Below are 21,548 nucleotides of genomic sequence, written 5' to 3'. Positions count from 1 at the left end.
CGGTTGTGTAGGGCTTGGCCCGCTAGGAGAAGTCCTCCGCGGAGCGCTGCAGCGTGTCGAGCCACTGGCGGCGGGCCTCCAAGGCCTCCCGGGCCTTGGCAATCCGCCGCTGGTCGCCGGCCTTTTCGGCCTGGGCCAGGTCATCCTCGAGCCCGGCGATGGCCGACTCGAGCTGGGACAGGGCACTGTTGGTGCGGGCCTTGGTCTCCGGGTTCGTCCGGCGCCAGTGGTCGTCCTCGGCGGCCTTCACCGCATCCTCGACCTTGCGCAGGCCGGCATCGATCCGCTGCATGTCGCCGCGCGGAACCTTGCCGGCTTCCTCCCAACGATCACGGATGGACTGCAGGGCCTTCTTGGCTGCGGACAGGTCGGTCACGGGCAGCAGCGCCTGGGCCTCGGCGACCAGCGCTTCCTTGACCACCAGGTTGGCGGCGAACTCCTGGTCGATCGCCTCGTTGGCGGACTGGCGTGCCGCGAAGAACTTGTCCTGCGCGGCCCGGAACCTGGCCCAGAGCGCGTCGTCGTCCTTGCGGCTGGCGCGCTTGGATGCCTTCCAGTCGTCCATCAGCTTCCGGTACTCGGCCGCGGTGTGGCCCCAGTCGGTGGAGGTGGAAAGCTCTTCGGCCCGCGCGATCAGGGCTTCCTTGGCGGCCTTTGCCGCAGCGTTGTCGCTGTCCAGTTGGCTGAAGAACGCGCGGCGGTGCCGGTCGAAGACCGTCCGTGCGGAGCGGAAGCGCTTCCACAGTGCGTCCTCGGTGCTGCGGCCCAGCCGGATGCCGTTCTTTTGGGCGGCCTTCCACGCGTCGAAGAGTTCGTTCATGCGCGCGCTGCTGGTCTTCCACTGCACCGACGACGGGTCCTTGCCGGCGATCTCCTCGGCTTCGGCGACGATCGCTTCCCGGGCCGCCAGTTCTGCGGCGCGCTGGGCCTCCTGGTTTGCCTTCTCGGCCTTCTGCAGTTCGCTGATGGCAGAGCCAAGTTTCTCCAGCCGGGACTCGAGCGCGGGCACGTCGCCGACCAGGTGGCGCTCGGCCACCTGGGCCTTCAAGTGCTCAAGGGTCTTGTGCATGTCGTTGGAGGGAGCCTTGGCTTCGACCCGCTGTTCCAGGAGGGCAGCCTGGGCCGCCACGTCGTCATACTTGCGCACGAAGTAGGCCAGCGCCTCGTCCTTGCTGGCGTCCGGGTACTGGCCGACCGGATGCTCCTGCCCGTCGACCAGCAGGAACACGTGGCCGTCGTCGGTGACGCGGGCCCACTTGGACGCCTCGGAGAGCGGTGTGGAGGCGACCGCCGGAACGGGGATCACGTGCTGTGCGGGGGCAGCGGCAGCAATCTTCCCCGGCATGGCCGCCGGCGTGGGCTTGCGGCCGGGGGCGGGCTTCGGGGCCGGTTTGCCCGCCGGCTTCGGGGCATTGGGGGAGGGCGCGGCCGATGCCTCGTCCGCGGAGGCCTGCGGCGCCGTGGCAGCCTGGGGCTCCGTAGCCGCGGGCTCGCCAGCCTCCGGCGACCGCTCAGCCTGCGCGGCGGGAGCCTGTTCAGGCTCCTCAGCCTGCGGCGCCTGCTCGGCAGGGACCTGTTCGGGCTCGTCCGCCGGGGCCTGGTCGGTTGCCGGCTCGGCGGTGGCCGCCGCTGCGGCAGGCGGCTCGCCGGCTGCCGAGCCATTTGCGGTCTGTTCGGTCGGAACCTGTTCCGCTGCCAAACCGGTTGCGGCTTGTTCGATCTCGGCGGTCTGGGCTGCTTCGTCGGATTGCTGACTAGGTGTCACCGCTAGAACTCTTTCGCTTGTGCCTGGGGCCGCGTATTCAGCGGCACCATCGTGGTGGGGTGCTCACTGGAGGGTGAACGACTCTATTGTTACCGGTATCTTAGGCGGGCCGTCCTGGCTGTCGGCGTCCTCGACGCCTCCGGCCGCGATCTGCTCGATGACGTCCAGCCCTTCGGTTACCTTACCCATAATCGTGTAGCCGCCGGTATCCTGCGGGATCGTGGAATCTTTCCATGCAATGAAGAACTGCGTCCCGTTGCTGTAGGTGTCGGCGCCGCGGGCGACGGCGATCGTGCCGGCCGGATACACGCCGTCTTCGGGGGTGTTCTCCACCGGGCCCCATTGGTATTCGGGGTCGCCGCCGCCGGCCCCGTCCACGGAACCGCACTGCAGCACGCCCATGCTGGCGGCGGTGGTGAGCCGGTGGCAGTTCTTGCCTTCGAAGAAACCGTCCCGGGCCAAGGTGCTGAAGACCGCTGCCGCCTGCGGCGCCGCCTTGCCGTCCAGTTCCACGCCGATATCGCCCTCGTTCGTGGCGATGGTGCCGCTGAAGATCTTTCCCTCGGCGACCTCCGGCGAGGGGATGCCGGCCGCGTTGGCGGAGGGCGGCGGCGAGGCGACGCTTTGCGGGTCTTGGAGGCCTTGGCGGACCTGTTCCACCTCGGACGGAGTGGGGTTCGAGGCGAACACGGTCATCTGGACGATCACGCCGCCGGCCACCAGGGCCGCCAAGGCTGCGCCGCCGAGGATGTTGTCGCGCTTCCGTCGCGCCGCCTGCTGCCGGCGCAGGTCGCGTTTGGCCTCCATCCGGGCGATGCGGCGCCGGGTTTCGCGGTCATGACGGCTTCGGGCCAAAGCTCCTCCTGGTCGTTGCGATGAACGGCTCCGCCCGACGCCGGGGCGGCGCCCGGCAGCGCGTTTGGTTCCGCTGCCGTGGCAGGCCTTAAACTGGTCCAGCAGCCAGTCTAGCGATCCAGTGCCGCCGCACTGTCCGCGGGCTTCAATGCACCCGCCTCATCCTTACCCCTCATCTACTAGGAGATACGCCCGTATGGCACGCAAGGCCTCCCTGTCAGGCTTCCCGGAATGGCTTCCGCAGGAGAGGCTTGTGGAGCTGCATGTTCTGGATTCCCTGCGCCGGACGTTTGAGCTGCACGGTTTCTCCTCCATCGAGACCCGCGCCGTCGAAACGGTGGCCCAGCTGCTGCGCAAGGGCGAGATCGACAAAGAGGTTTACGGCCTGCACCGTCTGCAGGCCGACGATTCCGACGGCAAGTCCGAAGACAAGCTGGCCCTGCACTTCGACCTTACGGTCCCGTTCGCCCGCTACGTCGTGGAGAACGCCGGCCACCTGGCTTTCCCGTTCCGCCGCTACCAGATCCAGAAGGTCTGGCGGGGCGAGCGCCCGCAGGAGGGCCGGGCCCGCGAGTTCACCCAGGCGGACATCGACGTGGTGGGCGACGGCGAGCTGCCCTTCCGCTACGACGTGGAGCTGGCGCTGGTCATCGTCGAGGCCCTCAGCGCCCTGCCCATTCCGGAGTTCAAGCTGCGCGTCAACAACCGCAAGCTGGCCGAAGGCTTCTACCGTGGCATCGGTCTGACCGACACCGCCGGGGTGCTGCGCAGCATCGACAAGCTGGAAAAGATCGGTTCCGAGAAGGTGGCCGCGCTGCTGCAGGAAGAACTGGGCGCCACCGACGAACAGGCGCAGGCCGCGCTGAAGCTGGCATCGATCCGCACCGAGGACACCTCCTTCGTGGACCAGGTGCGGGCGCTCGGAGTCCGGCACGAGCTGCTGGACACCGGCCTGGCCGAGCTGGAGGAAGTCATCGGCGAGGCGCACCGCCGCGCCCCGGGCAAGGTGCTGGCCGACCTGAGCATCGCCCGCGGCCTGGACTACTACACCGGCACCGTCTATGAAACCGTCCTCGTGGGCCACGAGCAGCTGGGCTCCATCTGCTCCGGAGGCCGTTACGACGCGCTGGCGGCCAAGGGCAACCGGACCTTTCCCGGCGTCGGCCTCTCCATCGGCGTGACCCGGCTGGTCATGCGGATCCTGGGACAGGAGTTCGCCGTGGCCTCCCGGCAGGTGCCGACGACGGTGCTGGTCGCCTTGGCCAACGAGGACAGCTGGTCGCAGGCCCAGGACGTGGCGGGGGAGCTGCGGTCACGCGGCATCAGCGTGGAAGTGGCCGCCAAGGCAGACAAGTTCGGCAAGCAGATCAAGTACGCGGACCGCCGCGGCATCCCTTACGTCTGGTTCACCTCGGTGGCCGACGACGGCAGCCTCAGCCACGAGGTCAAAGACATCCGCTCCGGCGACCAGACCGCGGCGGACCCGGCGGTCTGGACCCCTCCGGCGGACGATCTGGCCCCGCAGATCACCGCGGCCGCCCACTAGGGCGGCCGCGGCGGCGGCCCGGCTCAGTCGTATTGGCGGCGGACCGGCTCAGCCGCCGGGACGGCGGCGGACCGGCGCCAGCGCCGCACGGCCGACCACGCCCGCGCCCAACACGGCCAGCATCATCACCACGGACGTGACCGGCAGGGTGAAGGCCAGCAGCAGGCAGCCGAGGAGCCCGGCGATATTCAGCAGTTTCGGCGCGTGCCAGGGCCGCTCGTCGAGGGTGAGGGCGGCCGCATTCGTGACGCTGTAGTAAATCAGCACGCCGAAGCTGGAGAGCCCCACCACGGCGAGCACATCCTGGGTGAGCAGCAGGAAAATGACGACGGCGGCCACCACCAGGTCCGCCGCCCACGGAACCTTGAAGCGGCTGCCCACCGTGGCGAAGACCCGCGGCAGGTCGCCCTCCCGGGCCATGGCGAAGGTGGTCCGGCCGACGCCGGCGATCAGCGCCAGCAGGGCGCCCAGGCTGGCGAGGGCCGCGGCGATTCCCATGGCCGTGGTGCCCACGCCGCCGCCGACCTCCTCCATCACGGCGCGCAGCGGGGCATCGCTCTCCGCCAGCAGCTCGGGCCCCAGGTAACGCAGCAGTCCGAGTCCGATCAGCACGTAGAGCACGAACGTAATCAGCAGCGCCGAGAAGATAGCGAGCGGAATCAGCTTCTTCGGTTCGCGGATCTCTTCGCCCATGGTGGCGATCCTGGCGTAGCCGGCGAACGCGAAGAAGAACAGCCCCGCGGCCTGCAGCACGCCGTACGGGGACGCGGCGACCTGCCCGCCCGGGGCCCCGACCGGATCGGCGTCGAAGGCCACAACGACCGCGAAAACCAGCACGGCGGCCACGAACGCCACGATCCACCGGGTCACCCACGCGGTCCGGGTGATGCCCAGCAGGTTGATCGAGGTCAGCACGACGACGGCGGCCACGGCGGCGGCCGTGGCATACTCCGGGAAAACGTAGAGGCCGAAGGTCAGGGCCATGGCCGCGCAGGAGGCAATCTTGCCGGTCACGAAGCTCCAGCCGGCCAGGAAGCCGGGCCATTCGCCCAGCCGCTTCCGTCCGTAAATGTATGTGCCGCCGCTGGTGGGGTAGAGGGCGGCCAGCTGCGCGGTCGCCGCCGCATTGCAATAGGCCACGAACGCCGCGATGCCCAGTGCCAGCGGCAGCCACGAACCGGCCGCGGCGGCCGCGGGACCAAACACCACGAAGACGCCGGCACCGATCATGGATCCGACGCCCACGGTGGTCGCGTCGACTCCGCCGAGGCGGCGTTCCAGCGACGATTCACTACTCACAGTTGCTCCAGCTCCTTGCCCGCTGCGCCCGGGCGCCGGCCGGCCGGTCCGTGCCAATTCCTCTCGCGCGGCGGCAGCCGAGGTCCGGGGCGCAGCTTGATCAACGGTAAACTCGTTCTACATCTCCACTCACCATAGCCGTACCCCGCCGCCGGACCAGGTAAACAGCGGGCGGCGGACAGATGAGCAAATCGTTCTACCGGAAGGACTGTTGTGCTGCGCACACACGACCTCGGCACCCTCAGGGCCGAGCACATCGGACAAACCGTTACCCTCGCCGGCTGGGTGGCCCGCCGCCGCGATCACGGTGGTGTGGCGTTCCTGGACCTGCGCGACGCCTCCGGTGTGGCGCAGGTAGTAGTCCGCGAGGAGGACGTGTTCCATTCGCTGCGCAATGAATATGTGCTGCAGATCAAGGGCACCGTGGAGAAGCGCCCGGAGGGCAATGAGAACCCGGCCCTCGCCACCGGTGAGGTGGAGGTCATGGCGGAGGACGTCGTCGTCCTCAACACGGCCGATCCGCTGCCGTTCCAGGTGGACGAGCACGTGGAGGTGGGCGAGGAAGCCCGCCTCAAGCACCGCTACCTGGACCTGCGCCGGCCGGGCCCCTCGAAGGCGCTGCGGCTGCGCTCGGAAGCCAACCGGGTGGCGCGCGAGCTCCTGCACGGCGACGGATTCGTGGAGATCGAGACCCCGACGCTGACCCGCTCGACGCCCGAAGGCGCCCGCGACTTCCTGGTCCCGGCGCGCCTGGCCCCGGGGGCCTGGTACGCGCTGCCGCAGTCCCCGCAGCTGTTCAAGCAGCTGCTGCAGGTGGGCGGCTTCGAGAAGTACTACCAGATTGCCCGCTGCTACCGCGACGAGGACTTCCGTGCCGACCGCCAGCCGGAGTTCACCCAGCTGGACATCGAGGCCAGCTTCGTGGACCAGGATGACATCATCGCCCTCGGCGAGCGGATCGTCCAGGCCCTGTGGCGGCTGATCGGCGTCGAAATCAGCACCCCGATCCCGCGGATGACCTACGCCGAGGCGATGGACAAGTACGGTTCGGACAAGCCGGACCTGCGGTTCGGGCTGGAGCTGACCGAGCTGACCGAATTCTTCAAGGACACCACGTTCCGCGTCTTCCAGGCGCCCTACGTGGGTGCCGTGGTGATGCCCGGCGGGGCCTCGCAGGCCCGCCGCACCCTGGACGCCTGGCAGGAATGGGCCAAGCAGCGCGGCGCCAAGGGCCTCGCCTACGTGCTGGTCCAGGAGGACGGGGAGCTGACCGGTCCGGTGGCCAAGAACCTCACCGACTTCGAGCGCGAGAACCTCGCGGGCACCGTCGGTGCCAACCCCGGCGACTGCATCTTCTTCGCCGCCGGCGACCGCGCCGCCTCCCGTGCGCTGCTGGGTGCGGCGCGCGTGGAGATCGGCCACCGCACCGGCCTGATCAACGAGGGCGACTGGGCGTTCGTCTGGGTGGTCGACGCGCCCATGTTCGAGCCCGCCGAGGCGGCCGTCGCCTCCGGCGACGTGGCCGTGGGCGGCGGCAAGTGGACGGCCGTGCACCACGCCTTCACCTCGCCGAAGCCGGAATTCATGGACACGTTCGACACCGACCCGGAGTCGGCGCTGTCCTACGCCTACGACATCGTCTGCAACGGCAACGAAATCGGCGGCGGCTCCATCCGTATCCACCAGCGGGACATGCAGGAACGCGTGTTCAAGGTGATGGGGCTGGACAAGGAGTCCGCGCAGACCAAGTTCGGCTTCCTGCTGGAGGGCTTCAAGTACGGCGCCCCGCCGCACGGCGGCATCGCCTTCGGCTGGGACCGCGTGGTTGCCCTGATGGCCGGCGAGGAGTCCATCCGCGAGGTCATCGCCTTCCCGAAGACCGGCGGCGGCTACGACCCGCTGACCGCAGCTCCGGCGCCGATCACGCCGCAGCAGCGCAAGGAAGCCGGCGTCGACGCCAAGCCGCAGCCCAAGGACGCGGCCAAGGAGGCCGGGGCCAAGGCGGAGTAGCCGGGCACCGATCCCTCCCTGATGTACGACGGCGGGCGCGCACCCCTTGCGGTGCGTGCCCCCCGTGCTGTCTGCTGGGAGCATGCAGACAGCTACCGGTGCCGGCGTCGCCGTCCTCCCGGCAAACCAAGCCTCCTGGGAGGACCTGCAGGCGGTCTTCGGCACCCGCGGTGAAGCGGCGCGTTGCCAGTGCCAGTGGTTCCAGACCCCGGCGGCCCAGTGGCGGGAGGAGCTGGTCGAGGAACGCGCCTTCCGGCTCCGGGCCGAAACGCGGTGCGGTGATCCCGAGGCCGGTTCCACCAGCGGCCTGGTGGCCTACCTGGACGGCGAACCGGCCGGCTGGTGCGCCGTGGAACCGCGGACGGCCTACCGGCGCCTGCGCACCAGCAGGGTGGTGTGGGCCGGCCGCGACGAAGACCCCGACGACGGGACGGTGTGGGCGGCGGTGTGCTTCACCACCCGGGCCGGCTTCCGGCGCCGCGGCATCAGCCGGGCACTGGCCTCCGCGGCCGCCGGCTGGGCGGAGGAGAACGGTGCCCGCGCCATGGAGGGCTACCCGCTCATCCCCAGACCCGGGCAGCGCATGACGTGGGGCGAACTGTACGTGGGCAGCCACAGCATCTTCAGCGTCGCGGGATTTCGCGAGGTCACCCGCCCCACGCCCCGCCGCGCCGTGATGCGCCTCGACTTCCGGGGGTAGGGCCGGCGGTGCCCGGGCCGTCAGGGGAAAACGATAGCCTTGACCGTGTGAGTGACTTGTTCAGTGCCGCCGCGGGCGAGGATGAAGATTACGACGGCGACGGCCGGGGACCGGAGTCCGACGCCGACCCCGGATCCGGGCGTCCGCGCAGTCCGCTGGCGGTCCGGATGCGGCCGCGCACGCTGGACGACGTGGTCGGCCAGCAGCACCTGCTCCAGTCGGGATCGCCTCTGCGGCTGCTGGCCGCCGGCGGTGCGGCCTCCGGACCGGCGGGGCCGTCCTCGGTGATCCTGTGGGGCCCGCCGGGCACCGGCAAGACCACCCTGGCGCACGTGATCGCCCGCGGACCGGGCCGCAAGTTCGTGGAGCTCTCCGCCATCACCGCCGGCGTCAAGGACGTGCGCCGGGTGATGGACGAGGCCCTGACCGCCCGCGACCTGCACCGCATCACCACCGTGCTGTTCCTGGACGAGATCCACCGCTTCAACAAGGCGCAGCAGGACGCGCTGCTGCCCGGCGTCGAGAACCGCTGGGTGGTGCTGGTCGCCGCGACCACCGAAAACCCGTCGTTCTCCGTGGTCTCGCCGCTGCTGTCCCGCTCGCTGCTGCTGACGCTCCAGCCGCTGACCGCCGACGACATCGAGGCCCTGCTGGTGCGGGCGGTGGCAGACGAGCGCGGGCTGGCCGGGCGCGTGGCCCTGAGCGACGAGGCGCTGGAGCACCTCGTGCGGCTGGCCGCCGGCGATGCGCGCCGCGGCCTGACCGCGCTGGAGGCCGCCGCGGGAGTGGCCTGGGGCGAGTCCGGCGGAACGGGCGAGGACGGCGCCCCGGTGCTCGTCGAGCTCGCCCACGCCGAGCGTGCGATGGATCGTGCCGCGCTGCGCTACGACCGGGCCGGCGACCAGCATTACGACATCACCAGCGCCTTCATCAAGTCGATGCGCGGTTCCGACGTGGACGCGGCGCTGCACTACATGGCCCGGATGCTGGAGGCGGGGGAGGACCCGCGGTTCGTGGCCCGCCGGATCGTCATCCATGCGTCCGAAGACGTCGGCATGGCCGATCCCACCGCGCTGCAGACGGCCGTCGCCGCCGCCCAGGCCGTGCAGTTGATCGGCATGCCCGAGGCCCGGCTGGTGCTGGCCCAGGCCGTGGTGCATATCGCCACCGCACCGAAGTCGCCGGCCTGCTACCTGGCGATCAACGCGGCAGTGGCGGATGTTCGTGCCGGACGCGGCCAGGGCGTTCCCGTGCACCTGCGCGACTCCCACTACGCCGGCGCGAAGGGCATGGGCCATGGGAAGGGCTACGTGTACTCCCACGACGCCCCGCACGGGATCGCCACCCAGCAGTACGCACCCGACGACCTGGTGGGCCGGAACTACTACGAACCGACCACCAACGGCGCCGAACGGGAGATCTCCGCCCGGGTGGACCGGCTGCGGAAAATCATCCGCGGCGAGTAACGACGGCGGTGCCCGGCCGTGCACACCCTAATCGCGGCGCGGCTTGCCGAAGTCCTCGGTGTCCAGGCTGACGGTAAACGGCCCCGAATTCACCAACTCCAGCTCCATCATCGCGCCGAACACGCCGGTTTCCACCTGCGCGCCGAGCACCCGCAGCGCCGCCACGAAGTCCTCCACCAAGGGCTCGCCGACCGCCGCCGGGGCGGCCGCCGACCAGGACGGCCGCCGGCCGCGGCGGGTATCGGCGTACAGGGTGAACTGGCTGACCACCAGCAGCGGGGCACCGGCGGTGGCACAGGATTGCTCGCCGTCGAGGATCCGCAGCTGCCAGGTCTTCTGCGCCAGCGCCACGGCGTCGTCAGGGGTGTCGGAGTGGGTGGCGCCGACCAGCACCACCAGTCCGGGACCGGGCAGGGCGCCCACCACGGCGCCGTCGACACTGACGCTGGCGCGGCTGGCGCGCTGCAAAATGGCTCGCATGGACCCAGCCTAGGCAAAAGCCGCCCCGCCTCACGAACTGCGGCGGCCGGAAGCCGGCGAGGGGAGCGGAACAAACTCAACAAGAGCGCCGCCTACGACGTCGCGAAGGTAACGGCCTGACGGGCACCCCCTATGTACACACAAGGGTCAATACACACAGGATGTTGCATGTGGCGAGCCGCGCCGAGCGTATCCTCGAGGCACCTGGGGGACTCGGAAGGGGCAGAGTTCTCCGTGCTGCCCTCAACTGAAGGAGGAGCCATCAGAACGATCCAACTCATCAAGCGCCAAGTCTTCGAGAGGCCCCAGCCGGCAAAGGCCCTCTTTCTGTGTTCGCTTGGGTTCTTCCTCCTCATCTTTGCCGTTGCTGCACTCAAGGGTCCGGAGTGGTTGGTGCTGCTCGTTTTCGGGGCAGTTGGACTCTCATTCTTTCTCTTGGGTCTCTGCATCCTCAGGGATGTCAATGGTGTCGCCAGTGCTTGGTCCCGCATGTACAAGGAGAGCAAAGGAATACCGCGGGAGGGCTTCACCTTCGCGGATGTTCCGACGATAAGGTTCATGGGCTTCATCTACATGTGTATGGGAGTCGTGGCCTTTGTAGGCATAGCACTCGAGACTTTAAGATAGCCACACCTGCCAGGGCGCACGCGTGCGGCGGCAACCCGAGCTGCTGCTAGAATGGTTGGCTGACTGGCAAGCCGTTCTTCACGCGCCGTCAAACCCCGGATCGAAACAGAGGTGGGGCCAGACGCGTGCCGCGAACGGACTGTAGCTGAAGGTAGCGGTTGACCAACGCTCTCCGATACATGGAGGCCAGCAAACCATTGCACCGCACATAACTGGAAGGACATCGTGGCTAACAACACACGAGCCCGCCGCAAGGTCCGCATTTCGCGTGCCCTTGGCATTGCCCTGACGCCCAAGGCTGAGAAGTACATGGAGCGTCGCCCGTACGGCCCCGGCCAGCACGGACGCGCCCGCCGCAAGCAGGACAGTGACTACGCCGTACGTCTGCGCGAGAAGCAGCGTCTGCGTGCCCAGTACGGCATCCGCGAAGCACAGATGACCCGTGTCTTCGAGGAAGCCCGCAACACCGCCGGCCTGACCGGTGAAAACCTGATCGAGCTGCTGGAAATGCGTCTTGACGCCCTGGTGCTGCGTGCCGGCTTTGCCCGCACGATTGCCCAGGCCCGCCAGCTGGTGGTGCACCGCCACATCATGGTTGACGGCAAGCGCGTGGACCGCCCGTCCTTCCGCGTTTCCGAAGGCCAGCTGATCCACGTCCACGAGCGCTCCGAGAAGATGCCCCCGTTCCAGGTGGCAGCTGCCGGCGCTCACCGTGACGTGCTCCCCAACGTTCCGGCGTACCTGGATGTCGCTTTGGAGAAGCTGCAGGCTCGCCTGGTCCGCCGCCCCAAGCGCTCCGAGGTCCCCGTGACCTGCGAAGAGCAGCTGGTGGTCGAATACTACGCTCGCTAGGCCCGTTGTCCCGGGGGTGAAACCCCGGGACCGCACCTGCGAGATGCCGTCCCCGTGCGCGGGGCCGGCGCAGAACAGCCCGCGGCATCGCCGCGGGCTGTTCAGTAGGTAAGGTGTTGTCAGTGGCGGAACGGTGCCTGCGTCCAGGCGCGCCCCGCCGTCGTTAGCCGGACCTAAGCAGCAGATGGCCCGCCCACGCTGCGCGCGGAACCCGGAGTACGCCAAGAACCAACAATGAGGAGCGTTTGAGCCCATGTCAGGTGGAGATATCGCCGGTCTGATCGCCGCGGGCGTGTTCGCGGTGCTGGTGGCCCTGCTGGCCATACCGGTCTGGAAGCTCGGCAAGGTGTTTGACGAACTGCGCCAGGCTATCCGGGAAATCAGCGACGGCACCACCCCGCTGATCGGCGAAGTCACCACCACGGTGAGCACCACCAACGATCAGCTCAGGAAGGTCGACGGGATCTCCAACCACGTCTCGGACGCCTCCGCCAACCTGTCGGCCCTGACCTCGCTGGTCTCCGCGACCCTGGGCTCGCCCCTGATCAAGGTGGCCGCCTTCTCCTACGGCGTGCGCAGCGCCTTCAATTCCGCCGGCAAGGGCGCGCCCGAGGGCAAGCGCCGCCGCGGCCGCTGACCGGAAAGAGGAACCGACATGAAGCGAATGATCTGGATGGCCGCCGGCGTGGCGATCGGCGTGCTCGCGGTACGCAAGGTGTCCCAAACGCGCGAGGCGTTGGGCCCGGCGGGTCTGAACCGCGCCCTGGCGCAGGCGGCCGACTCCGTAGCCAACTTCGCCGACGCGGTCCGCGACGGCATGCAGGAACGTGAAACCGACCTGCGCCTGGCCCTGGGCATCGATTCCGCCGACGACGTCCGCAAGCGATAAGTTTTTTACGGTCACCGAAGCCGCAGCCCGGCGCCCACAACCGTATTGCACCCCGGAAGGTAAGACACAGGCACCATGAAATCCCATGAGATTGTCCGCCGCTGGCTCGACTTCTTCGAGAAGAAGGGCCATTCCGTGGTCCCCTCCGCGTCCCTCGTGTCGCCGGATCCGTCGCTGCTGTTCACCGTGGCCGGCATGGTGCCGTTCATCCCGTATCTGACCGCCCGCGAGACGCCGCCGTACCCGCGCGCCACCAGCGTACAGAAATGCATCCGCACCGCGGACATTGAAGAGGTCGGCAAGACCGTCCGGCACGGCACGTTCTTCCAGATGTGCGGCAACTTCTCCTTCGGCGACTACTTCAAGGAACAGGCCATCGCGATGGCCTGGGAACTGCTGACCAGCCCGGTGGAGCAGGGCGGCTACGGCCTGCCGCCGGAGAAGCTCTGGATCACCGTGTACGAAGAGGACGAGGAAGCACTGGCCATCTGGCGCGACCAGGTGGGCGTTCCGGCCGACCGGATCCAGAAGTCCGGCAAGAAGGACAACTACTGGTCCACCGGCCAGCCCGGCCCGGCCGGCCCCTGCTCGGAAATCTTCTACGACCGCGGCCCGGAGTACGGGATCGAGGGCGGCCCGATCGCCGACGAGACCCGCTACATCGAAATCTGGAACCTGGTCTTCATGCAGTACCAGCGCGGCGCCGGCATCGGCAAGGAGGACTTCGAGATCCTGGGCGAATTGCCGCAGAAAAACATCGACACCGGCCTGGGCATGGAACGCCTCGCGATGATCCTGCAGGGCGTGGAGAACATGTACGAGACGGACCAGGTCCGCCCCGTGCTGGACAAGGCCGCGGAGATCTCCGGCAAGGAGTACACCAGCGCCGAGTCCGACGACGACCCGCACCACGGCGACGATGTGCGAATGCGCGTGGTCGCCGACCACATCCGCTCCTCCCTGATGCTGATCTCCGACGGCGTGACCCCCTCCAACGAGGGCCGCGGCTACGTGCTGCGCCGGCTGATCCGCCGGGCGGTGCGCGCCATGCGCCTGCTCGGCGTGGAACGCGCCTGCCTGCCGGACCTGCTGCCGGTCTCCCGGGACGCGATGAAGGGCACCTACCCGGAAGTGGCCGAGGACTTCGAGCGCATCAGCCGGATTGCCTACGCGGAGGAGAAGGCGTTCCTGCGCACCATTGCCTCCGGTACCGCCCGGCTCGAAGAGGCCGTGAAGGAATCCAAGGCCGCCGCCAAGCCGATCTCCGGCGAGGACGCCTTCACCCTGCACGACACCTACGGCTTCCCGATCGACCTGACCCTCGAGATGGCCGAGGAAGCCGGCCTGCAGGTGGACGAGGCCGGATTCCGCACGCTGATGGCCGAACAGCGCGAGCGCGCCCAGGCCGACGCCCGCGGCAAGAAGCTGGGCCATGCCGACGTGTCCGTCTTCCGCGAGATGCTCGCCGGTGGCGAGACCGTCTTCACCGGCTACGACGAACTCACCACCGAATCCACGGTGCGCGGCATCGTCCGCGGCGGCGAGGTGCGCGGCTTCGCCGGCCAGGGCGAGGAAATCGAACTGGTGCTCGACGCCACCCCGTTCTACGCCGAGGCCGGCGGGCAGGCCGCGGACGTCGGGCTGATCACCGGCGACGGGTTCGTGGTCGAGGTGCTCGACGTGCAGAAGCCCGTCAAGGGCCTGAGCGTGCACAAGGCCGTGGTGCGCGAGGGCGAACTGCCGTCCGGCGCCATGGTGCAGGCCGCCGTCGACGCCCAGCGCCGCCAGGCCGGCGAGCAGGCGCACACCGGCACGCACATCATCCACGCGGCCCTGCACCAGATCCTGGGCCCGGAGGCGCTGCAGCGCGGTTCGTTCAACAAGGCCGGCTACCTTCGCTTCGACTTCTCCTGGGGCGAGGGCCTCTCCGACGCCGCCAAGTCGGAGGTCGAAGAGGTCTCGAACCTGGCCATCCGCAACAACTTCGAGGTCCAGACCCGCGTCATGCCGCTGGCCCAGGCCCGCGAGCTGGGCGCCATGGCACTGTTCGGCGAGGCCTACGGGGACACCGTGCGCGTGGTGGAGATCGACGGCGCGTGGTCCCGCGAGCTTTGCGGCGGCACCCATGTGGAGGCCACCTCGCAGATCGGTTCGCTGACCCTGCTGGGCGAGGCATCGGTGGGATCGGGCAACCGGCGCGTGGAGGCGTTCGTGGGCATGGAGGCCTTCCGCCACATGGCCGCCGAGCGCGCGCTGGTGAACGAACTCTCCGAAATGCTGAAGGTGCCGGTGGCACAGCTGCCCGAGCGGATTTCCGCCACCCTGGCCAAGCTCAAGTCCGTGGAGAAGGAGCTGGACAAGCTCCGCAAGGAACAGCTCGCCGCCTCGGCCGCCTCGCTGGTGGCCCAGGCCCAGGACGTGGCGGGGGTCCGGCTGCTGGCGCACCATGCGGGTGAACTCAGCGGCGCGGACGACCTCCGGGCCCTGGCCCTGGACCTGCGGACGCGGCTGGGCTCCGACCCGGTCACCGTGGCAATGACGGGTGTGGCCAACGGCCGGCCCCTGATCCTAGTGGCCACCAACGAGGCCGCCCGTGCCGCCGGTGTCAAGGCCGGCGCCCTGGTCAAGACCGCCGCCGGAGTACTGGGCGGCGGAGGCGGCGGCAAGGACGACGTCGCACAGGGCGGCGGGTCCGATGCCACCAAGATCGACGAGGCACTGGCCGCCGTGACGGCCGCGGTCGCCAACCGCTAGGGCATCCGGTGTCTGTTCCCGATTATCCGCGCGGCACCAAGCTTGGTGTCGACGTCGGCGCGGTGCGCGTGGGCGTGGCCAGCTGTGATCCGGACGGGATCCTGGCCACCCCGGTGCGCACCCTGAAGCGCGACGCCAAGAAAGACAGCGACGTCAGGGTCCTGGTGCGCGAGGCCGCCGAGCGGGACGCCGTGCAGGTGTTCGTGGGGCTGCCCCGGACGCTTTCGGGCGGCGACTCGGCCTCCACCGAAATGGCCCGCGATTACGCCCGGAAGCTGGCCGCGGCGCTGGCCGGGGCGGGGTCGGTAGCCAGGGTCAACCTGATCGACGAGCGTCTGACGACCGTGGCCGCGCACCGCGGACTGCGGGAGGCTGGTATGGATACACGTCAACATCGTAAAGTAGTTGATCAGGTAGCCGCAGTGGGTATACTGCAGCAGGCTATTGACATGCAACGGGCCCAAGGGCAGGACGTGGGGACACCTGTCGCACCGCCCGCCGGCAGCCATGTGCCGGCTGCCAGCCATGAGGAGCCGACGATTTCGCACGGACATGACCGAAGCGGGGACCCCGGGACATGAGCAAGCACCCCGACGACTGGAACAACCTGCCGTCCCGGCGCGCCGCACGCGGCCGCCAGGCCGCCGACCCGCGCTTCGACGACACCGTCCCGCCGTACTGGGACGACGACGCCGTACCCGAATGGGAGGAAGCGCCCGCGGACGAGGCATGGCCTTCTCCGCCCGCCCAGCCCGCGGCCCCCGTCGCCCCCACTCGGGACGAGCCGGCTGCCGGCATAGGGGAGGCACCGGCCCCGGCCGGCTGGACCGAGCCGGAACCGGGCCTCGGGGACGAACAGGCCGCCGCCTGGCATGAGCCGGAGCCGGAACCCGGCGTCGGGGACGAACCGGCCGCCGCCTGGCATGAACCGGAGCCGGCCACCGTCGTCCACCAGCAGGTTCCCGCCCCGGACAGCGACGCGGAGCAAAACTGGGACGTGGCCGACGGCGGCGTCGTGTACCAGGACGACGGACAGGTTTACCACGACGGCCGGCTGGACTTTTTCGAGGACGAACCGGCGCCGGGCCGCAAGGGCCCGCCCCGCAGCAAGCAGCGCGCCCGCCGCCGGCGCAACACGATCATGCTGGTGGTGTTCGCCGTCTTCGCCGCCGGCCTGGTCGGCGTCGTGCTGTTCCTGCAGAACCTGCTCGGCATGGGCGGCGGTCCCGAAGACTACGCCGGCCCCGGGGAGGGACAGGTGACCTTCACCGTGGAACAAGGCGCCGGCCCGCTGGCCATCGCCGGTTCACTGGTGGAGCAGGACATCGTCTCCAACAGCGAAATCTTCCTGGGCGAACTGGCCAGCCAGGCCAACGGCCGCGAGGTCCAGCCCGGCGACTACCAGATGCAGTACAAGCTGCCGGCCGCCGACGCGGCCGCTATCCTGCTCGCGGACGTGGGGGAGAAGGTTTCCTACGTTGCCATCAACCGCACCTGGCGGCAGGACGAGGTGTTCGACGCCCTGAGCAAGGGCACGAAGATCCCGGCCTCCGAGTTCGCGGAGCTGGCCAAGAATCCGCAGCAGTTCGATTTGCCCAAGGAAGCACGGAACCTGGAAGGGTACCTGTTCCCCGGCGAGTACCGCTGGCCGCTGGACGCCACCGCGGAGGACATCATTTCCGAACTGGTCGCCAACACCAAGGAGCGGCTGACCGCGGACGGCATCACCGATCCGCAGGAACAGTTCCGGGTGCTGACCATCGCCAGCATCATCGAAGCCGAGGCCGGCGAAGCCGACTACGCCAAGGTCGCCGGGGCCATCCAGAACCGGCTGAAGCCCGACAACACCGAAACGAACGGCCTGATCCAGTCCGACGCCACGGTCACGTACGGGCTGGGCCGGAAGGGCTACGACATCACGCCCGAGGAGAAGGCCGACAAGTCCAATCCGTACAACACGTACGCGCACACCGGGCTGCCGGCCGGGCCGATCAACTCGCCCGGCGGACCTGCCATCGACGCGGCCGCCAACCCGGCCGACGTCCCCTACTACTACTGGGTGACGGTCAACCTGGACACCGGCGAGACTAAGTTCGCCGAGACGCTGGCGGAGCACAACTCCTACACCAAGGAATACCTGCAGTGGTGCAGCGAGCAGGAAGAGGGCCGGTGCAGCTGACCGACCGTCCCGCGGACGGCGTGCCGGCCGGCGCGCGGCCCGCTTCCCGGCAGTACCAGGCGGCGGTGCTCGGCCATCCGATCGACCACTCCCGGTCGCCGGCCCTGCACCGCGCCGCCTATGAACTGATCGGCTTCGACTGCAGCTACCGGGCCATCGATCTCACGGCGGACCGCGTGCCGCAGTTCGTCCGAAACCTGCGCGCCGAGCGGGACTGGGCCGGGCTGTCGGTGACCATGCCGTTGAAGGCCGCCATGGTCGGCCAGATGGACCGGGTCAGCGAACTGGTGGACCTGCTGGGAGTGCTCAACACCGTGGTTCCCGAGTACGACGGCGGGGGAGGCGTGACGCTCTCCGGTCACAACACGGACGTGGCCGGCATCGTCGGCGCGCTGCGCCACGGCGGCGTCGCAGAGGGCGAACCTGCAGTAATCCTCGGCGGCGGCGGCACCGCCGCGGCGGCCGCCGCCGCGCTGGCGGACCTGAAACCGTCCGAGGTGACCCTGTGCCTGCGGAATCCGGCCAACGCAGGGAGCGTGCAAGGCATCGCCCGCCACTTCGGCCTGCCGCTGCGGGTGGCCGGGTGGGACCAGGCGGCCGCCGCGCTGCGGCGGGCCGGGACGGTGGTGTGCACCCTGCCGCCGCGCGCCGCCGATTCCCTGGCCGCGGAGCTGGCGGCGGAGGCCGGAACGGACCGGAGCGGCCGGGTGCTGCTCGACGTCGCCTACGATCCCTGGCCCAGCGAGCTGGCGGCCGTCTGGCAGCGCCACGGCGGGGCGGTGGTCCATGGATTGGAAATGCTGATCTACCAGGCCGTGGAACAGGTGCGCCTGTTCGCCGGCGACCGCTTCACCAGCGCCGCCGAAGTCACAAATGTGATGTGTGACGCGGTAGGTGCACCGCGGCGCTAAACAGCCCGCCGAGGCATGGCAGTATTGAATCCATGTTGCGTTGGTTAACCGCCGGTGAATCCCATGGTCCGGCCCTGGTAGGCATTATCGAAGGCGTCCCTGCCGGCGTCGAACTGACCGCGGCCGAGGTCCAGGATGCCCTGGCCCGGCGGCGTCTTGGCTACGGCCGCGGCGCCCGGATGAAGTTCGAAAAGGACCAGGTCACCCTGGTGGGCGGCGTCCGCCACGGCCTGACCCAGGGCGGCCCGGTGGCCATCGAGGTCGCCAACACCGAATGGCCCAAGTGGGAAACCGTCATGTCCGCCGACCCGGTGGATCCGGCGGCCCTGGCGGACCTGGCCCGCAACGCCCCGCTCACCCGGCCCCGGCCGGGCCACGCCGACTTCACCGGCATGCAGAAGTACGGCTTCGACGAAGCCCGCCCCGTGCTGGAACGGGCCAGCGCCCGGGAGACCGCGGCCCGCGTGGCCCTGGGAACCGTGGCCGCGAAATTCCTCGCCGCGCTGGGCATCCGGCTGGTCAGCCACACCACCGCGGTCGGGCGGGTCTCCGTACCCGAAGGCTGCCCGCTTCCCGGGCCGGGCGATGTCCTGGCACTGGACGAAGATCCGCTGCGCTGCTTCGACGCCGAGACGTCCGAGGCCATGGTGCTGGAAGTGGACCAGGCGCACAAGGACGGCGAAACCCTCGGCGGCGTGGTCGAGGTACTGGCCTACGGCCTGCCGCCCGGACTGGGCAGCTACGTGCACTGGGACCGCCGGCTGGACGCCCGCCTGGCCGCCGCCTTGATGGGAATCCAGGCGATCAAGGGCGTGGAGGTCGGCGACGGCTTCCTCACCGCCGCCCGCCGCGGATCGGAAGCCCACGACGAGATCGTCCGAGACGACGACGGCACCATCGTGCGGGCCAGCAACCGGGCCGGCGGCATCGAGGGCGGCATGAGCATCGGGGAGACCCTGCGCGTCCGCGCGGCCATGAAACCGATCGCCACGGTGCCCCGCGCGCTGTCTACCATCGACGTCACCACCGGAGAACCGGCCAAGGCCCACCACCAGCGGTCCGACGTCTGCGCGGTGCCGGCATCCGGCGTCGTCGCCGAAGCCATGGTGGCCCTGGTGCTCGCCGAGGCCGTGACCGAGAAGTTCGGCGGCGACTCCGTGAGCGAGACGGCACGCAACCTCCGGTCCTACCTGGCGGCGATCCCGGAGTCGCTGGATTCGATCGGCCGCTAATGGCAGCCGGGCAGCCGCTCAAGCTGCGGCGCCACCTGGTCCTGATCGGCCCGATGGCGTCCGGCAAATCGACGCTGGGCAGCCAGTTCGCCAGCCGGCACGGCCTCGCCTTCGCCGACAGCGACAAGCGGCTCGTCGAACGGCACGGACCCATTCCCGCCATCTTCACCTCGATGGGCGAACACGCCTTCCGCGAGCTCGAGGCCCGCGAAGTGGCGGCACTGCTCGCCGCCGGCCGGCCGCCCGCCGTCGTGTCGCTGGGCGGCGGCGCCATCCTGGACACCGGCACCCAGCAGCTGCTGGCCAACTGCACCGTGGTTTTCCTGGACATCGACGTGGATACCGTGCGGCCGCGCATCATCAAGGACACCGGCCGGCCGCTGCTGGCCGGCGACCCCGTAGGCCGCTGGATCGAGACCTTTGGACAACGCCGGCCGGTCTACGAACGGCTCGCGGACCTGGTGCTGGACACCCGCGGCAAATCACAGCAGCAACTGCTGGCCGAACTGAGACAACTGCTTGATGAAAGGCACGAACCGTGAGCAACACCGCCGAGGCAACCACCATCCCGGTCACCGGCAACACGCCCCAGGAGGCGTACGACGTCGTCGTCGGCCACGCGCTGCTGGGCCGCCTGCCGCAGGTGCTGGGGGAGCGGGTCCGCAAGGTTCTGGTGATCCACCCGCGCGCGCTGCGCGCCACCGGCGACGCGGTGCGCGAGGACCTGGCCGCCAACGGGCTGGAGGCGCTGACCGCCGAAATTCCCGACGCCGAGGAGGGAAAGCACATCCAGGTGGCCTCGTTCTGCTGGCAGGTGCTGGGACAGAACGACTTCACCCGCTCGGACGCCATCGTGGCCGTGGGCGGCGGGGCGGTCACCGACGTGGCCGGCTTCGTGGCCGCCACCTGGCTGCGCGGCGTCAAGGTGGTGCACATCCCCACCAGCCTGCTGGGCATGGTGGACGCCGCGGTGGGCGGCAAGACCGGCATCAACACCGCCGAGGGCAAGAACCTGGTCGGCGCGTTCCACCCGCCGGCCGCGGTGCTGGCCGACCTGGACGCGCTGCAGACACTGCCGCCCAACGAACTGGTCACCGGCCTGGCCGAAGCCGTCAAGTGCGGCTTCATCGCGGACCCGGCCATCTTGGAGGTGATCGAAGCGGACCCCAAGGCCGCCAGCACCGCCGGCACGCCGCAGCTGCGGGAGATCATCGAGCGGTCCATCCGGGTCAAGGCCGAGATAGTCTCCTCCGACCTGCGCGAGTCGGGACGCCGGGAGTTCCTGAACTACGGGCACACCCTCGGCCACGCGATCGAGCTGGCCGAGCGCTACCAGATGCGCCACGGCGCGGCCGTTTCGATCGGCCTGGCCTTTGCCGCCGAGCTGTCCCGGATGGTGGGCCGGCTGGACGATGCCACCGCTGACCGGCACCAGGCGATCCTGACGTCGCTCGGACTGCCCGTGACCTACCGCCGCGACCGCTGGGCCGCGCTGCTGGACGGGATGAAGCGCGACAAGAAGGCCCGCGGCGACCTGCTGCGGTTCGTGGTGCTGGACGGCCTGGCCAAGCCCGGAATCCTGGAAGTCCCGGACACCTCGCTGCTGTTCGCCGCCTACCAGGAGATCGCCGAGTAGCGCCGGACGCCGCGTGGTGCCGGAGGCGGCCGAGGGCGGTGCCCAGTGGATTTCAACTCCCGTGCTGTCCACCTTTTGGCAGGGCGGCCGGCGTTTCCGCAGGTCAGGAGCTTGGGCGCCTCCAAGAGTTGGACAATTCCTGCGGAACGTGGACACGTTGGGCCGCCCGTCCGGAGAGTCAGCGCCCCACCGGAGAGCCAGCGCCCCAATCGGTGCGGGGTCCCGCGCGCGTAGGGTCCCGCGCGCCTTGCGTTCGCTCCCACGTTTGGCCGGCAAGCCCGGACATCGCCGCACGTCAGGATCCTTCACGCTGCCAAGACGTGGGACGTTAGGGCTAAACGCGGGAC

General features: G+C 69.5%; 19 protein-coding genes. 15 read left to right on the top strand and 4 right to left on the bottom strand.

All coding sequences use genetic code 11. The features are described from left to right. Positions 1 to 22: 22 nt before the first annotated feature. The gene (locus tag AC5RUP_RS16355) at positions 23 to 1,765 is read right to left on the bottom strand and encodes a DUF349 domain-containing protein (protein WP_494158765.1); all 1,743 of its coding nucleotides are present in this window, start codon (positions 1,763 to 1,765) and stop codon (positions 23 to 25) included. Between the two features lie 63 nt (positions 1,766 to 1,828). After that, positions 1,829 to 2,620 (bottom strand): peptidylprolyl isomerase, encoded by a 792-nt coding sequence (locus tag AC5RUP_RS16350; protein ID WP_494154983.1) that lies wholly within the window; start codon positions 2,618 to 2,620, stop codon positions 1,829 to 1,831. A 196-nt stretch (positions 2,621 to 2,816) separates the two neighbouring features. Between AC5RUP_RS16350 and hisS the strand changes: the two genes are divergently transcribed. After that, the gene (gene hisS / locus AC5RUP_RS16345; protein WP_494154982.1) at positions 2,817 to 4,166 is read left to right on the top strand and encodes a histidine--tRNA ligase; all 1,350 of its coding nucleotides are present in this window, start codon (positions 2,817 to 2,819) and stop codon (positions 4,164 to 4,166) included. Positions 4,167 to 4,214: 48 nt separating this feature from the next. Here the strand turns inward: hisS and AC5RUP_RS16340 are convergent, their stop codons facing one another. Beyond that, positions 4,215 to 5,465 (bottom strand): APC family permease, encoded by a 1,251-nt coding sequence (locus AC5RUP_RS16340; protein ID WP_494158764.1) that lies wholly within the window; start codon positions 5,463 to 5,465, stop codon positions 4,215 to 4,217. 213 nt (positions 5,466 to 5,678) lie between these two features. Between AC5RUP_RS16340 and aspS the strand changes: the two genes are divergently transcribed. The 3 genes from aspS (at position 5,679) to AC5RUP_RS16325 (ending at position 9,641) form a co-directional block, all read left to right on the top strand. Then, a complete protein-coding gene (aspS, locus tag AC5RUP_RS16335; protein ID WP_494154111.1) occupies positions 5,679 to 7,475 on the top strand; it encodes an aspartate--tRNA ligase in 1,797 nt (598 codons plus the stop codon). A gap of 82 nt (positions 7,476 to 7,557) precedes the next feature. Next, a complete protein-coding gene (locus tag AC5RUP_RS16330) occupies positions 7,558 to 8,175 on the top strand; it encodes a GNAT family N-acetyltransferase (RefSeq protein WP_494154110.1) in 618 nt (205 codons plus the stop codon). A gap of 47 nt (positions 8,176 to 8,222) precedes the next feature. After that, positions 8,223 to 9,641 carry a replication-associated recombination protein A gene (locus AC5RUP_RS16325; protein WP_494158763.1) on the top strand — a complete coding sequence of 473 codons (1,419 nt, stop codon included), beginning with the start codon at positions 8,223 to 8,225 and terminating at the stop codon, positions 9,639 to 9,641. A gap of 27 nt (positions 9,642 to 9,668) precedes the next feature. Here AC5RUP_RS16325 and dtd read toward each other — a convergent pair whose 3' ends face one another. Continuing rightward, positions 9,669 to 10,121, bottom strand: a complete 453-nt coding sequence (gene dtd, locus AC5RUP_RS16320) for a D-aminoacyl-tRNA deacylase (protein WP_494109279.1) — start codon at positions 10,119 to 10,121, stop codon at positions 9,669 to 9,671. Positions 10,122 to 10,355: 234 nt separating this feature from the next. Here dtd and AC5RUP_RS16315 point away from each other — a divergent pair, with 234 nt between their 5' ends. The 11 genes from AC5RUP_RS16315 to aroB all read left to right on the top strand — a co-directional run bounded on the left by AC5RUP_RS16315 (position 10,356) and on the right by aroB (position 21,201). Next, positions 10,356 to 10,748, top strand: coding sequence for a hypothetical protein (locus AC5RUP_RS16315; RefSeq protein ID WP_494158762.1), 393 nt, complete (start codon positions 10,356 to 10,358; stop codon positions 10,746 to 10,748). 225 nt (positions 10,749 to 10,973) lie between these two features. After that, positions 10,974 to 11,600: a 30S ribosomal protein S4 gene (rpsD, locus tag AC5RUP_RS16310; protein WP_493967703.1), complete on the top strand. Its 627-nt coding sequence runs from the start codon at positions 10,974 to 10,976 to the stop codon at positions 11,598 to 11,600. Positions 11,601 to 11,853: 253 nt separating this feature from the next. Then, positions 11,854 to 12,237, top strand: coding sequence for a DUF948 domain-containing protein (locus AC5RUP_RS16305; protein WP_494069083.1), 384 nt, complete (start codon positions 11,854 to 11,856; stop codon positions 12,235 to 12,237). Positions 12,238 to 12,255: 18 nt separating this feature from the next. Next, positions 12,256 to 12,489 (top strand): DUF6167 family protein, encoded by a 234-nt coding sequence (locus AC5RUP_RS16300; RefSeq protein ID WP_494154579.1) that lies wholly within the window; start codon positions 12,256 to 12,258, stop codon positions 12,487 to 12,489. 75 nt (positions 12,490 to 12,564) lie between these two features. Next, positions 12,565 to 15,243 (top strand): alanine--tRNA ligase, encoded by a 2,679-nt coding sequence (gene alaS / locus AC5RUP_RS16295; RefSeq protein WP_494158761.1) that lies wholly within the window; start codon positions 12,565 to 12,567, stop codon positions 15,241 to 15,243. Between the two features lie 8 nt (positions 15,244 to 15,251). Then, on the top strand, positions 15,252 to 15,824 hold the full coding sequence (gene ruvX, locus AC5RUP_RS16290) for a Holliday junction resolvase RuvX (protein WP_494155133.1): 573 nt from the start codon (positions 15,252 to 15,254) through the stop codon (positions 15,822 to 15,824). Then, positions 15,821 to 17,422, top strand: a complete 1,602-nt coding sequence (mltG, locus tag AC5RUP_RS16285) for an endolytic transglycosylase MltG (RefSeq protein ID WP_494158760.1) — start codon at positions 15,821 to 15,823, stop codon at positions 17,420 to 17,422. Before ruvX ends, mltG begins: the two co-directional genes overlap by 4 nt. Continuing rightward, positions 17,419 to 18,333, top strand: coding sequence for a shikimate dehydrogenase (locus AC5RUP_RS16280; RefSeq protein ID WP_494158768.1), 915 nt, complete (start codon positions 17,419 to 17,421; stop codon positions 18,331 to 18,333). Before mltG ends, AC5RUP_RS16280 begins: the two co-directional genes overlap by 4 nt. A gap of 32 nt (positions 18,334 to 18,365) precedes the next feature. After that, positions 18,366 to 19,565 (top strand): chorismate synthase, encoded by a 1,200-nt coding sequence (gene aroC / locus AC5RUP_RS16275; protein WP_493977524.1) that lies wholly within the window; start codon positions 18,366 to 18,368, stop codon positions 19,563 to 19,565. Next, a complete protein-coding gene (locus AC5RUP_RS16270) occupies positions 19,565 to 20,107 on the top strand; it encodes a shikimate kinase (protein WP_494092791.1) in 543 nt (180 codons plus the stop codon). Before aroC ends, AC5RUP_RS16270 begins: the two co-directional genes overlap by 1 nt. After that, positions 20,104 to 21,201, top strand: a complete 1,098-nt coding sequence (gene aroB, locus AC5RUP_RS16265) for a 3-dehydroquinate synthase (RefSeq protein ID WP_494069078.1) — start codon at positions 20,104 to 20,106, stop codon at positions 21,199 to 21,201. The genes AC5RUP_RS16270 and aroB overlap by 4 nt, the downstream gene beginning before the upstream one ends. Positions 21,202 to 21,548: the final 347 nt, after the last annotated feature.

This window comes from Arthrobacter sp. Y3223151, from assembly GCF_059091125.1.
The sequence above is the reverse complement of the archived record's forward strand: the minus strand, read 5'-3'. Positions and strand labels throughout refer to the sequence as shown.

Bases quoted from the DNA above. Each gene is read 5' to 3' on its own strand.
- hisS (WP_494154982.1), top strand. From the start codon at position 2,817: ATGGCACGCAAGGCCTCCCTGTCAGGCTTCCCGGAATGGCTTCCGCAG.
- AC5RUP_RS16330 (WP_494154110.1), top strand. From the start codon at position 7,558: ATGCAGACAGCTACCGGTGCCGGCGTCGCCGTCCTCCCGGCAAACCAA.
- dtd (WP_494109279.1), bottom strand. From the start codon at position 10,121: ATGCGAGCCATTTTGCAGCGCGCCAGCCGCGCCAGCGTCAGTGTCGAC.
- AC5RUP_RS16305 (WP_494069083.1), top strand. From the start codon at position 11,854: ATGTCAGGTGGAGATATCGCCGGTCTGATCGCCGCGGGCGTGTTCGCG.
- AC5RUP_RS16300 (WP_494154579.1), top strand. From the start codon at position 12,256: ATGAAGCGAATGATCTGGATGGCCGCCGGCGTGGCGATCGGCGTGCTC.
- alaS (WP_494158761.1), top strand. From the start codon at position 12,565: ATGAAATCCCATGAGATTGTCCGCCGCTGGCTCGACTTCTTCGAGAAG.
- mltG (WP_494158760.1), top strand. From the start codon at position 15,821: ATGAGCAAGCACCCCGACGACTGGAACAACCTGCCGTCCCGGCGCGCC.
- aroC (WP_493977524.1), top strand. From the start codon at position 18,366: ATGTTGCGTTGGTTAACCGCCGGTGAATCCCATGGTCCGGCCCTGGTA.
- AC5RUP_RS16270 (WP_494092791.1), top strand. From the start codon at position 19,565: ATGGCAGCCGGGCAGCCGCTCAAGCTGCGGCGCCACCTGGTCCTGATC.